This window comes from Amycolatopsis sp. CA-161197 (genome assembly GCF_050942255.1).
Classification (GTDB): Bacteria; Actinomycetota; Actinomycetes; order Mycobacteriales; family Pseudonocardiaceae; genus Amycolatopsis.
In genome coordinates this window covers 1,852,689-1,865,272 of sequence record NZ_CP192059.1, presented here as the reverse complement: position 1 = coordinate 1,865,272, position 12,584 = coordinate 1,852,689, and the positions used below count along the sequence as shown (strand labels likewise).

Sequence of the window (12,584 nt, the reverse complement as noted above, 5' to 3'; positions counted from 1 at the left end):
GAGCACAACATGCGTCATGCCGACCTCCCAGGTTCGACGGGTCGCAGTCGTTTCCGATCGAACGTTTGTGCACCCGTTCGCGTGGCCGGGTCCAGATAGAGCAAGGTCTTTCCCAGCGCGGACAACAACATGGGCCGACGTTCGCTGACATCCCCGTGGTCCCACTGCCTGGCGACCTCGGCCGGGTCCTGAGCCTTTATCGGACCGTCAGGGTTCCCGCCAGACAGCTCGTCGCGCTCGGCTCGGAGCTTCCCTAGCCGTGCGCTGATCGGCTTGTTGCCACGGTCGAACGCTTCAACGTCGATCTCCAGCAGCCCCAACCGCTCGGACAGCGCGGTCTGGATCTCCTCGCATTTGGTGATCTCCTCGTGCAGCTCGGTCAGCCGGTTCGCTACCCGTGCCCGCGCTGCTGCAACCGCCGACGCGTGACGCGAGTCCGACTGGCGCGCGATCACCAATAGCCGCAGCTCGTGATCAACGGCGCGCCGGTCGCCGTACACCTTGCCGCATCCGCGCCGCTGCTTGTTGCAGAAGTACACCGCGCTCCGCTCGCCGGTGTCCTTGTGCACCGTGTTCTTTCGGCTTGCTGACAGCTTCGTCCCGCAGTGGCCACACCGCAGGATGCCGGTACCGACGTAGCTCTCGCCGACAACTCGCCCGCGTCGCCGAGCGGCATACATCGCTCGCAGCCGCGCGAACTTGTCCGGATCCACAATCGGCTCGCCCTCGATCCGGCCGACCAGCCTGCCGTCATGCTCGATCAACCCGGCATTCGTGGGCCGCAGCAGGACAGACTTGACCGTGACAGCGATCCACTCACGCCCCAGTGCCGTCCGCAGCCCTGCTGCGTTCCACTCGTTGGCGAGCGTGCCCTGCCCGATCCCCGCCAGCTGCGCGTCCGTGCCATCCCGCAATGCGGCTCGTTCCTGCTCGACCAGCCCGGGAGGCACGTCGGGGCGATCCCCGTCCGTCTCGCCCCGACCAGGCACCCACGTCAGGTCTTTGCCCGGCCACCCGAACCGGCGCGGACCACCTAAGTGGCCGACTCCCTGTTCACGCTTTGTGGCGAACCGGCGCTTAATCCGGCGGGACGTGTCGTCCGACGACCGCGCCGCGTGGGCGACCTCGATCCGCAGAATGAACCGGTCGTCGGGATCGGCCAAGTCCCGTTCGCCGTGCGCCGAGTAGACCTTGAACCCGCGTTCGCCTAGGTCGATCAGCTTTTCCAGGTCACGCGGCTGGCGGAACAGGCGGTCGGTGTGCCAGACCACGATCCCGTCCGACTCGCCCGACTCGACCCGTTCCAACAGCCGCTCCCACCCGGCCCGACGGACGCTGCGCTTCCACGCCGACAGGCCATCCTTCAGCTCCTCGCCGAGGGTCGCACCGACGCGCTCGATCACCTTCCGGTTGTCGGCCCACTGGGTCTCGATCTTCTCCAACTCACCCGTCTCTGGCACCCGCGACAACCGGCCGTAGGAGTCCAGGACGATCGGACGGCCAGCGCGTTGACCAGCGTTAACATCGTGCTTGATCGCCATAACACGAGGCTATGCCAGCAAATGGGACCTCGCCAACGCGGCGTTCGGTGCCTTCAGCGCGCCCCAATGCGGCGTTCGGTGCACCCAGCGCATCGAACGCCACATTGCGGCGATTCGAGGGCCGAGCGGTGCGCGCCGGAGGCAGCCGTCAGAGTTGGCTGAGCAGGGCGAACGCCGGGGGGAACCCCACGAGCACCACGAACGCGGCGACGTTCGTCTTCTTGTACTGCAGCAGCAAAGCCACGAACTCGCGCAGAAAAGCACTCGGCACGAAGTACGAAGCCGTCCGCGCCCCGATCACGTCCAGGCGCAGCCGGAGGCGGCGAGCCAGAATGGCCGTGCGGAAGACGTGGTAGTTGTTCGTCACCGCGAGGATCCGGCCGGAGATCCCCCGCGCGCGGAGCAGTTCAACGCTGAAGCGGAGGTTCTCGTCGGTCGTGGTGGCCTTGTCTTCGAGCACCACCGAGGAGCGAGGCACCCCGGCCTTCTCCAGGTACGCCGCCATGGCCGCGGCTTCCGAGGTGAGCTCGTCGGCCCCCTGGCCGCCGGACACGACCACGACGGCCTCGGGCGAGCGCTGGTAGCACTGGACCCCGCGGTCGAGCCGGCTGGCCAGCAGCGGCGGCACGCGGTCGCCCAGCAAGCCGGACCCCAGCACGATGATCGCGGCGGCGTGGGCGCGGCGGTTCAGCCGGCTGTAGAGCACGGAGTACATGAGCAGCGCCGTGAACACGAACGCCAGGTATGCCGAAAACAGCACCGCCGACAACGCGACCACGATCAGCCACGGCGCCGTGCGGGTGAACGCCACCGCGGCGACCGTGAAGACGTACACCGCCAGGATCGCCAGGCCCGCGAGCAGCGACAGCATGTTCGCCGGCCGGTGTCCCTCGCGGCGCCACATCACGGCGCCGTTGGCGATCAAGGCCCACGGCAGCACCAGCGCGGCCACCACCGCCACCACCGCGACGACGATCAGCACCACGGTCTGCAGCCACACCAGCCCGGCCGTGAGGCTGAAGAGCCACAACCCCGTCAACACCAGAGCGATCGCGAACCACACGGCGTTGCCGAGCCGCCGAGGCTCGCGCAGGAACCGCACGACGAAGATCAGATCGGCGAGCAGCGCCAAGATCGCGGGGGCCATGATCGGACATTGTGGTGGGTGCCGCGGGAACGCGTCGGATCAGCCCCGTCAGAGCGAGGACGTGAGCCCCCGCGCCCGCAGCACGGCGCGCTCCAGCGGCCGGAACACCAGCAGCTCGATGCCGATCCCGACGAGCAGGATCAGGAAGATCGCCGCGATCACCTTCTCGATCGCGTTGAGCGACGAACCCTGGTTCAGGTACGCGCCCAGGCCGACGCCCAGCTGCGGCGACAGCGCGATCAGCTCGGCCGCCATCAGCGAGCGCCACGAGAACGCCCAGCCCTGCTTCAGCCCCGCGAGGAAGCCGGGCAACGCGGCGGGCAGCAGGATGTGCCGGGCCGCGGCCAGGCGGCGCGCGCCCATGACCTGGCCCACGCGCGGCAGGATCGGCGGGATCTGGTCGATACCGGACACGAGGCCGTTGGCGATCGACGGCACCGAACCGAGCAACACGACGAAGTAGATCGCCGCGTCGTTGATGCCGAACCACAGGATCGCGGCCGGCACCCAGGCCACCGACGGCAGGCTCTGCAGCCCCGTGAGCAGCGGTCCGATCGCGGCGCGCACCACACGGACCTTGGCGACGAGCAGACCCAGCGGCGTCCCGATCACCACACCGGCGGCGAAGCCGAGCGCGGCGCGGTGCAGCGACGTCCAGATGAAGCCGAACACCTCGCCGTCGGTGAGGCGGTCCCAGAACTCGTTCCACACGGCCAGCGGCGCGGGCAGCTGCGCCTCCGGCCAGAACGCGGCGGCCCACAGGACCTGCCACACCACCACGAGCAGCACGAGCGCGACCACCGGTGGCAGGAAACCCCACGCGAACCGCCGCCAGAACGACGGGCGGCGCTCGCCCACCGGGGCGTCGAGCGCGTCGAGGCCGGAACCGACGGCGTCCAGCTCGTCGACGGGTCCGTCAGGCTGCGGCATGGGTGCTGATCACCTTTCGCAGGTGGCCGGTGATTTCTTCGGTCAGCTGCTCGGTGTCGGCCAGCGGCACGTCGGTCCACTCGCGCACCACGCGGCCGGGACGCGACGACAGCAGCACCACGCGCTGGCCCAGCCGCACGGCCTCGCGCACGTCGTGGGTCACGAACAGCACCGACGTGCCCGTGCTCCCCCACACGCGCAGCAGCTCGCCCTGCAGCACGTCGCGGGTGATGGCGTCGAGCGCGGCGAACGGCTCGTCCATCAGCAGCAGCGCCTGCTCAGGATCGCCGCCGACGCGGTGGGTGGCGGCGAGCGCGCGGGCCAGCGCGACCCGCTGGCGCATGCCACCGGACAGCTCGTGCGGCCGCTTCCCGCCCACGCCGTTCAGGCGCACCAGGTCCAGCAGCTCGGCGGCCTTGCGACGGCGCTCGGCGCGGCCGAAGCCGGCCAGGCGCAGCGGCAGCTCGACGTTGCGCGCGGCCGTGAGCCACGGCATCAGCGCGGCCTCCTGGAACATGACCGCCGGGCGCGAGGTGTTGAGCGTGATCTCCCCCGCCGACGGCGCGTCGAGGCCGGCCACGAGGTTCAGCAGCGTGCTCTTGCCGCAACCCGAAGCCCCGAGCAGGCACACGAACTCGCCCGGCGCCACCGTCAGGTCCACGCCGTCGAGCGCCACCACGGCACGTCCGGCCGGGCCGAACGCCTTGCCGACGCCGGACAGGCGCACGGCGGCCGTGCCGGTGAACTCGGTCCGTCCACTGGGGAGGGTGATCGTCATCGCGCGCTGCCTCTTTCCTGAATTACCGCCTGAGTTGCCGAGCCGGAATCACTTGGCCAGGGCGGGAGCTTCGACGGCGGGCTGCTTGGCTTCCTGCAGAACTTCGTTGAGCGGGCCGAAGTCGGCGAACCCCTTCAGCGCCACGGCGGACTTCGCGACACCCGCGGTGACGGAGTCCTGTGCCAGCTGCGGGAACTGCTCGGGGATCGGGTCCGTGGTCAGCTCGATGCCGGAGAACGCGCGGTCCAGCACGGCCGGGCTCAGCGAGCTGCCGGCGAGCTTCTTGAGGGCCCCGTTGACGACGGTCTTGGCGTCGGCGGGGTTGGCCTTGGCCCAGTCGATGGCGGCCAGCTCGCCCTTCAGCACCGCGCGCACGGTGTCGGGGTGCTGCTGCAGGAACTCGCTGCGCACGATCACGACGGTGGTCGGGAACCGGCCGTCGGGCCACAGCGACTTCTCGTCGACGAGCACCTTCGCGCCGGCGTCGAGCACGAGCCGCGAGGACCACGGCTCGGGCAGCCAGCCGCCGTCGACGTCGCCCTTGCGGAAGGCGTCGAGCGTCTTCGGGTTGTCCATCGTGGTCACGGTGACCTGGCCGGCGAGCTTCTTCCCGGCCAGGAACTTCTTGAGCGCGACGTCCTGGGTGTTGCCCAGCTGCGGCGTGGTGATCGTCTTGCCCTTGAGCCCCTCGACGCTGGTGATGTCCGGCTTGACCACGAGCTGCGCGCCGCCCGAGACCGCGCCGGAGACCAGCTGGATCGCGCCTTCGGACTTGCTGAACGCCGTGATGGCCGGGCCCGACCCGATGAACGCCATGTCGAGCGACTTGCCGAGCAGCGCGTTGACCTCGTCGGGGCCGGCGTTGAACGTCTGCGTGGTGAGCTTCGTCTTGCCCAGCTGCTGGGTGAAGAAGCCCTTGTCGACGCCGATCAGCGCCGGCGCGTGGGTGACGTTCGGGAAGTAGCCGAGGCGGACCTCGGTCGCGGCGCCTTCGTTCGCGGCCGCCGTCTGGGGACGATCCGCGCGCGAACAGCCCGCGAGTGCACCCACCGCGGTCAGCGCGACGAGCGCGGAGGCGAGCAGACGGGTTCTCGGGAGCTTGCGCACGGGTGGGCCCTTCCAGCGGCGACGGGTCCCGGCGAGGTTCGCACGGTCACTCACCCGGGCGCATCGACATCCGCATGGCGGGAATTCTGCTGAGATCCCCTTGACAGGTCTGCCGTTACTTGCTCAGCAGCAGCGACACGTCGCCGAACTCGTGCCAGAGGTACCTCCGTTCGACGGCCGCGTCGTAGGCGCGTTGCACCAGGTCGGGGCCGACGACAGCCTCGAGCAGCAGCAGGTGCGAAGCCTCGGGCGTGTGCAGGCCGGTGACGAGCCCGTCGACGACCTGCGCCGGGCGCTCCGGGCCCAGCACCAGCGACGTCCAGCCCGACGCAGCGGTGACGGCACCGTCGGTGACGGCCGACTCCAGCGCGCGGACCGCGGTGGTCCCCACGGCGACGACCCGCCCACCCTGCGTGCGCACCCAGTTGACCAGCGCGGCCGTGGTGACGGGCACGCGGAACCGCTCGGCGTAGGGCGGCTCGCCCGCTTCGGGCGACGAGACGCCGGTGTGCAGGAGGATCGGCGCGAAGAGCACGCCGCGGGAGACGAGCCGAGTCACCAGTTCCGCGGTGAAGGGGCGGGCGGCGCTGGGCATTTCCGCCGAGCCGGGGTCGAGGGCGAACACGGTCTGGTAGTCGGTGAGCGGCCAGGTGCGCGGGACGTAGCCGTAGCGGATGGGGCGGCCGACGAGCGCCAGGTACTTCCCGACGCCGCCTTCGACGTCGACGCGGGCCCGCCACAGCCGTCGCTGGCCGGCGATGTGCGGGGCGAGCAGGGTGAGACCGGCCCCTGCGGGCAGGGCGAGGTGCTCGCCTTCGTGGCCGTCGAGCAGCGGGCCGCCGGGGGCGCGGAGCTCGACGACCCAGGTGCAGTCGTCGAGCTCGGTGGAGAAGTGGACGCCGACGACGTGGTCGCCGCGCACGGCGTCGACGGCCGCGGGGAGTGTGGCCGAGGTGTTGACGACGAGCAGGTCACCGGGCCGCAGGTGGTCGCCGATCTCGCGGAAGGTGGCGTGCTCGACGCCGTCCGGACCTGCCGTGAGCAGGCGGACCTCGTCGCGGGCCAGGCCTCGCGCTTCGGGTGGTGCGGTGGCGAGCGAGCCGTCCGGCAGGGAGAACCGTGTGGTCACCGGTGCACCGCCGGGGCGAAGTCGGCGGCGCGGTAGCGGCCGCTGGGCGGGCGTTCGTCGAGCAGCCGGAGGAACGCGGGCACGGCCGTCTCGGGCAGCGGCCGGTCGGAGATGTCCTCACCGGGGAAGGCGAGCTGGTGCATGGCCGTGCGCAGGTCACCGGGGTCGACGGCGTAGACGGCGAGCTCCGGGTTCTCGACGCCGAGGACGGCGGTGGCGTGGTCGAGCGCGGCTTTGGCGGAGCCGTAGGCACCCCAGCCCTCGTAGGGTTCGACGGCGGCGTCGGAGCTGATGTCCACGACGACGCCGTTCGCGGCTTTCAACGCGGGCAGCAACGTCCGGATGAAGGCCAGGGGCGCGAAAACGTTGGTGCGGTAGACGGATTCCAGGGCTTCGAGCGGGTAGTCGGCCAGCGGCGGCAGCGGGCTGACGCCGAGGCTGCTGGCGTTGTTCACGAGCAGGTCGAGCCGCGGCCCGGCGGTCTCGGCCAGGGCGGCGCGGTGCGCGGGGTCCGTGACGTCGCCGGGCACGGCCGTGAAGCCGAGCTCGTCGGCCGTGGCGCGCAACGCTTCTTCACCCCGCGCGGTGCCCAGCACTGTCCACTCGCGACGGACGAGGGCCCCGGCGAGGGCCCGCCCCAGACCGGCTGACGCGCCGGTGATGACGGCGACTGGCATGGTTCCTCCTGGAGTAGATACCAACCAGCGTGCGACCTCTACCTTACTGGAGGTCAACCTTCTTCCCGCCGCGCAGGAGCAAGTACGCCACCAGCGAAACGACGAACCCCGCGTAGTACGCCAGGTCCGCACCGTGCAGCGCGGCGGCGACCGGTCCGGTGTAGACGGTGGTGTTCATGAACGGCACCGCCGCGGCGAACCCGATCAGGAACGCGACGAGTGCGGCCCAGGACCGGGTGGGTTTGCGCAGCTCGGCAAGGATGTCGATCTGCCGGCCTTTCGTTCGGCGCAGCCAGTCGGGCACCACGACGCCCAGGAACGGCGGGATCCAGTAGCTCACGAACAGCAGCACGTTCTCGAACTTCGCCGACAGGTCGCCGCTGTGCATCCAGAGGATGAGCGCGAACGCCAGCACGGTCACCACGACCGCGGAAACGGGCCGGCGCAGCCGCACGCCCACGGTCTGGAGGGCGAGCGAGCCGCTGTAGTCGTTCATGGCGTTGGACGACACGGCGGCCAGCGCGATCACCAGCAGCGCCAGCCCGCCGACCACGCCGCCACCGACCAGCTGGGAGACGCCGGCGGCGGTCTGGTCGCCCAGCGCCGAGCCGAGCGCGAGGCCGATGCCCTCGCCCAGCGCGTACGACGCGACGAGCCCGAGCAGCGTGAACCAGAAGACCCCCGCCGGCTTCGTGTCGGCGGGCAGGTAGCGGCTGAAGTCGGCGGCGTAGGGCGCCCACGAGATGGCGAGGCTGAGCGTGATCGTGGAGAACAGCACGACGGCGCCGGCGTAGTCGCCGCCGGTCGCCGAGTCGGTGAAGGTGATCGGGTGGTCGAGCACGACCTTGACCGCGAGCGCCACGAACGCGACCACGAGCACCGCGCTCATCACGGCCTGCACCCGGTGGATCACGGCGTAACCGAACACGCCGAGCAGACATTGGAGCGCCAGGACCACGACCACGGCGAGCCAGAACGGCAAGCCGGTGAGCTCCGCCAGCGCTTCGCCGCCGAACAGCCCGACCAGCGCGTCCCAGGCGATGCTGCCGAGCCACTGCACCAGCCCGGGCAGCACCACGGTCTTGCCGAACGGCAGCCGCGCGAGCGGTAGCTGGCCCGTGCCGGTCTTCGGGCCCCACGTGGACAGGTAGGCGGGCGGCAGCGAGCCCAGGACCGTGCCGACGAGCGCGACGATGAACCCGGTCGTGAAGCCCAGCCCCATCGTCGACCCGAGCGTGCCCGTGAAGACGGCGGTCATCGTCAGGTTGGGCGCGAACCACACACTCGCGAGCCGCCACGGCCGGCCGAACCGGTTCGCCTCGGGCACGGGCGTGATGCCGTGCGTCTCGATGGCGAAGTCCCCCGCACCGGACGGCATGCGTCCCCCGAAGACCTCCGCGTCGATCCCGCTCATGTACTGGCCCTTCTCCCGTTTTGCCGGGCTCATGATTCCCCGCGCCCGGGCCGGGGGGAAGCTTCCGCGACGAACGTCTCCCCGGCTGGGAGAAGTTCGGGTCGAGGAGATCGGAAGAGACCGAGTTTCCCAGGTTGCTGGTTACCACGACCGCCGTTCCGGAAACCGCGATCCGCTCGAACGGGTTCGACCGCACCGACGCCACCACCCAGCGGAGGTTTCCCGCGGAGTCGAGCCTCGCGACGAAGCCGTCCGCGCCGTAGGTAGTCGGCGCGGTCGCCCTCGGGTGGTCGCTGAAACCGCTTTATCTGTTATGCGCTGCCGCACTCCGCTGGCACGATGATCGAAATGGGGGTTCTGGCGTCGCGGCGGTTTGCCGTGTTCTTCGGGGCGCGGTCGGTGTCGTTGGTGGGCAGTGCGATGACGCCGGTGGCGCTCGCGTTCGCGGTGCTCGACGCGAGCCCGGAGTCGGGTGACCTGGGTATCGTGCTGGCGGCCAACATGGTGCCGATGCTCACGTTGCTGCTGGTCGGCGGGTCGGTGGCCGACCGGTTTCCGCGGGATCTGGTGCTGCGCCTCGCCAACCTGGGCAGCGGCGCGACCCAGCTGGTGGCGGCGGGGGTGCTGCTGACGGGGAACTACTCGCTGCCGTTCCTGGTCTGCACGGAGTTCGCCAACGGGGTGTTCACGGCGTTCACGACGCCGGCGTTGCGCGGGATCGTGCCGCAGCTGGTCGAGCGGGGGTTGTTGCGTCAGGCGAACTCGCTGTTGTCGTCGGCGCGCAACCTCTCGAAGGTGGCGGGGCCGTCGGTTGCCGGGATCCTGGTGGCCACCGTCGGCGGCGGGTGGGCCATCGCGGCGGACGGGGTGTCGTTCGTGGTGGCCGGGCTGGCGTTCAGCTTCCTGCGTCTGCCGCCCGTTGCCGGCTCGTCGCGGGCGGGGATCCTCCACGGCATCCGCGAGGGCTGGCAGGCGTTCCGGCGGATCACGTGGCTGTGGCAGATCGTGGCGGCGTTCACGGTCGTCAACATCGCGCAGACGGGTGTCTGGCAGGTCCTCGGGCCGACCATCGCGCGCGCCACCATCGGTGAGGTGTCGTGGGGCGCGGTGCTGAGCGTGCGGGCCGCGGGCGTGCTGATCACGGGCGTGGTGATGTACCGCGTGGCGGCGCGCCGGCTGCTGACGTTGGGGCAGGTGTGTGCGGCGTTGGCGGCCACGCCGTTGATCGTGCTGGGGACATCGCCGGGGTTCGTGGCGCTGGCCGCGGCGGCTTTGGTGGCGGGCCTTGGCAGCGGGGTCGCGAACGTCGCCTGGGACACGACGGTGCAGGAGAACGTCCCCGAACACCTGCTGTCGCGGATGGCCGCGTACGACGACTTCGGGTCCTATGTGGGGATCCCGATCGGGCAGCTGTCGGCGGGTCCGTTGGCTTCGTCGTTCGGCACCGGGCCGGTGGCGACGGCCGGCGGGGTGGTGCTGGCGGTGGCGGCGGCGGTGCCGTTGTTGTCGCCGGCGGTGCGGAAGATGCGGCACACCCCGGCGGAGGCCGGGTCGAGCGCCTGAGACCACCCCGGACCCGAAGCAGGCCCCCACCCTGCCGCAACCATCGCGGCAAAGCAGGGGCCTGCATCGACCCTCAGTGGCGGATCACACGAGCAACAAGAAGGCCAAGCCGTTCGGCGAGCCGAGGCCCGTGACGTCGTCGTAGCCCTTGGTGGTGTGGATCGTGAGGTTGGGGTAGTCGAACGTGCGGGCGGAGGTGAGCAGGCCGTCCGACGCGTCGACGCTGTTGGCGAAGTCCACGCGTTCCACGGCGCCGTCCACGTGCTTCACGTCGTAGATCGCACCGGTGCGCGACGTGAGCTGGTAGAGCGCCGGGTTGATGAAGCCGTGGTGGAAGTGGTCCAGGCTGTCGGCCACGGCCATCACGCCCGCGAAGACCGGGGACGCCAGGCTGGTTCCGCCGATGCGGTACTGGTCGTAGTACACGCCGTCGGGGAAGGTCTGGGTCTGGCCCACGAGCATGCCGGTGTTGGGGTCGGCCACCGCGGAGATGTCCGGGACGACGCGGCCCTTGGCCTTGCCCTTCTGGTTCTTCGTGGACAGCGCGTCCGGCACGATGCCCTTCTGGTACGCCGGCTGCGCGAAGACGCGGCTGGTGCCGCCGCCCGCGCCGCCGTTGAAGGCGCCCGGGAACGCCGGGGTGTAGGCGCCCGCGGTGAGTGTGGACTTGCCGGTTTCCCAGCCGGTCTCGAAGGTCCGCTTGCCGGACTTGTCGACCGCCAGCGAGGTGCCGCCGACGGCGGTGACCCACGGCGACGAAGCCGCGAAGTCGGGCGAAGGCGTGCCGAGGCGCGCGACCTCGTCACCGTTGTCGCCGGAGGAGAAGTACACGCCGATGCCCTCGAGCGCGGCCTGCACGGCGATCTGGTTGAACGCCTTGATCTCGTCCGCCGGCAGGTCCTCGCCGGTGTCGCTGTAGGAGTTCGACACGATGTCGGCCTTGTGGCCGGCGATCACGTAGTTCAGCGCGGTGTCGAGCGAGAGGTCCTCACAGTCGGACCCGCCGACGTAGAGGATGTTCGCACCCGGCGCGAGGCCGTGGGCGGCTTCGACGTCGAGCGTCTCCTCGCCGTACCAGCCCGAGGCGTCGCACTGGCCCGGGCCCTCGTCGGCCGGGTTGACCGGGAAGACGTGCTGGCTGAACTGGGCCTTCGTCAGCGGGTGCGCCGGGTCGTTGCGCTTCGCGTACTCGGACGCGTCGGCGTAGATGGTCGGCGACGCGAAGGCGTCCACGATCGCGATCGTGGTGCCGCGGCCGTCGGCGCCCACCTTGGCGGCCTGGTCGAGGCCGTACGCCGAACGCAGCTGCGCCGGCTTGTAGCCACACGGCGCGTACGGCAGCTGCTCGCCGTTGTACGCCGGGTCGACCGTGTCGGTCTTCTGGCCGTAGTAGTCGCTGCACGGGCCCGAGTTGCGGAACCCGGCGCCGGGAGGCGCGGTGGCCGGCCCGGAGGACTTGGCGGAAGCGGTGTCGGCACCCGAGGTGTGGTCCGGCTTCAGCAGGCTCGTCGCCTGGTCGACGCCGACGACACCCAGCACGGACGAAGCAAGCGAAGCCGGCACGGACAGGTTCTTGTCCGCCGCCCGCAGCGTCTGGCCCTTCACGGCGTACTTGCCGAGCGTGACGTCGAACGCCTTCTGCACCTGGTCCGCCGTTCCGACGGCCTCCACGTAGGCGCGGTTCGACGGCACGTCGCCGATCTGGAACCCGGCACCGGACAGCCAGGTCTTCACCGCGGACACCGTCTGGTCCGAAGCGGTGAAGCGGTCGCGCACCTGCTGCGGCGACAGGTACTGCCGGTAGCTCTTGGAGTGCGGGTCGGACACGCCCGCCGCCACGGCTTCGGCACCGGCCTCGTCACGCAGGTTCAGGTACACGCGGAAGTCCAGCTTGGACGCCGGTGCGGTGTTCGCGACCTTGGCCCCGGGGTTCGCCCAGAGCGGGTGCGACGCGGGGATGTCGGCCCGGCCCGGGGCCGATGCCGCAGACGCCAGCCCCGGCGTGGCGGCCGCGAGGCCACCCGCCATCGCCAGCGAAAGGAACACGGTGAGACTTCTTCGCACAGGCAACTCCCTCGTGAATCGCGGCGCCCAGGCCGCAAGCGTCCGGCCCGAGACTAGGTCCGCACCGGCCGCCGGGGAAGCGTCCGGCCCGCCGGTGCGGAACCGTTATCTCGAAGTCGCACTCGATCTTCCTTGGTACACAAGGAGGAAGTCCGGTTCGTCCGCACTGTCCCGAGTGGAATGTCGCCTAAAGGAACAAAAGTCCGATTCGAAAGTTCCGCATCGCGGTATCGC

10 protein-coding genes are annotated in these 12,584 nt (G+C 70.5%); 1 reads left to right on the top strand and 9 read right to left on the bottom strand.

What is annotated here, in order from left to right:
• Positions 1-14 precede the first annotated feature (14 nt).
• The 8 genes from ACQPXB_RS09055 to ACQPXB_RS09020 all read right to left on the bottom strand — a co-directional run bounded on the left by ACQPXB_RS09055 (position 15) and on the right by ACQPXB_RS09020 (position 8,756).
• Positions 15-1,541, bottom strand: coding sequence for a recombinase family protein (locus tag ACQPXB_RS09055; RefSeq protein WP_432850814.1), 1,527 nt, complete (start codon positions 1,539-1,541; stop codon positions 15-17).
• Positions 1,542-1,689: 148 nt separating this feature from the next.
• A complete protein-coding gene (locus tag ACQPXB_RS09050) occupies positions 1,690-2,688 on the bottom strand; it encodes a YdcF family protein (RefSeq protein WP_366579107.1) in 999 nt (332 codons plus the stop codon).
• Positions 2,689-2,736: 48 nt separating this feature from the next.
• Complete coding sequence (locus ACQPXB_RS09045) at positions 2,737-3,618, bottom strand: ABC transporter permease (RefSeq protein ID WP_366579105.1); 882 nt, start codon at positions 3,616-3,618, stop codon at positions 2,737-2,739.
• A complete protein-coding gene (locus tag ACQPXB_RS09040; protein WP_432850811.1) occupies positions 3,605-4,396 on the bottom strand; it encodes an ABC transporter ATP-binding protein in 792 nt (263 codons plus the stop codon). Before ACQPXB_RS09040 ends, ACQPXB_RS09045 begins: the two co-directional genes overlap by 14 nt.
• A 48-nt stretch (positions 4,397-4,444) precedes the next feature.
• The gene (locus ACQPXB_RS09035) at positions 4,445-5,503 is read right to left on the bottom strand and encodes an ABC transporter substrate-binding protein (protein ID WP_432856500.1); all 1,059 of its coding nucleotides are present in this window, start codon (positions 5,501-5,503) and stop codon (positions 4,445-4,447) included.
• 115 nt (positions 5,504-5,618) lie between these two features.
• The gene (locus tag ACQPXB_RS09030; RefSeq protein WP_432850809.1) at positions 5,619-6,632 is read right to left on the bottom strand and encodes an S-adenosylmethionine:tRNA ribosyltransferase-isomerase; all 1,014 of its coding nucleotides are present in this window, start codon (positions 6,630-6,632) and stop codon (positions 5,619-5,621) included.
• Positions 6,629-7,309, bottom strand: coding sequence for an SDR family NAD(P)-dependent oxidoreductase (locus ACQPXB_RS09025; RefSeq protein ID WP_432850807.1), 681 nt, complete (start codon positions 7,307-7,309; stop codon positions 6,629-6,631). Before ACQPXB_RS09025 ends, ACQPXB_RS09030 begins: the two co-directional genes overlap by 4 nt.
• Positions 7,310-7,352: 43 nt before the next feature.
• Positions 7,353-8,756 (bottom strand): purine-cytosine permease family protein, encoded by a 1,404-nt coding sequence (locus ACQPXB_RS09020; protein WP_366579098.1) that lies wholly within the window; start codon positions 8,754-8,756, stop codon positions 7,353-7,355.
• Positions 8,757-9,071: 315 nt separating this feature from the next.
• On the opposite strand from ACQPXB_RS09020, the gene ACQPXB_RS09015 reads away from it, so the two are divergent.
• On the top strand, positions 9,072-10,286 hold the full coding sequence (locus tag ACQPXB_RS09015; RefSeq protein ID WP_432850805.1) for an MFS transporter: 1,215 nt from the start codon (positions 9,072-9,074) through the stop codon (positions 10,284-10,286).
• 84 nt (positions 10,287-10,370) lie between these two features.
• On the opposite strand, the gene ACQPXB_RS09010 is transcribed toward ACQPXB_RS09015, so the two are convergent.
• The gene (locus ACQPXB_RS09010; RefSeq protein ID WP_432850803.1) at positions 10,371-12,350 is read right to left on the bottom strand and encodes a S53 family peptidase; all 1,980 of its coding nucleotides are present in this window, start codon (positions 12,348-12,350) and stop codon (positions 10,371-10,373) included.
• Positions 12,351-12,584: the final 234 nt, after the last annotated feature.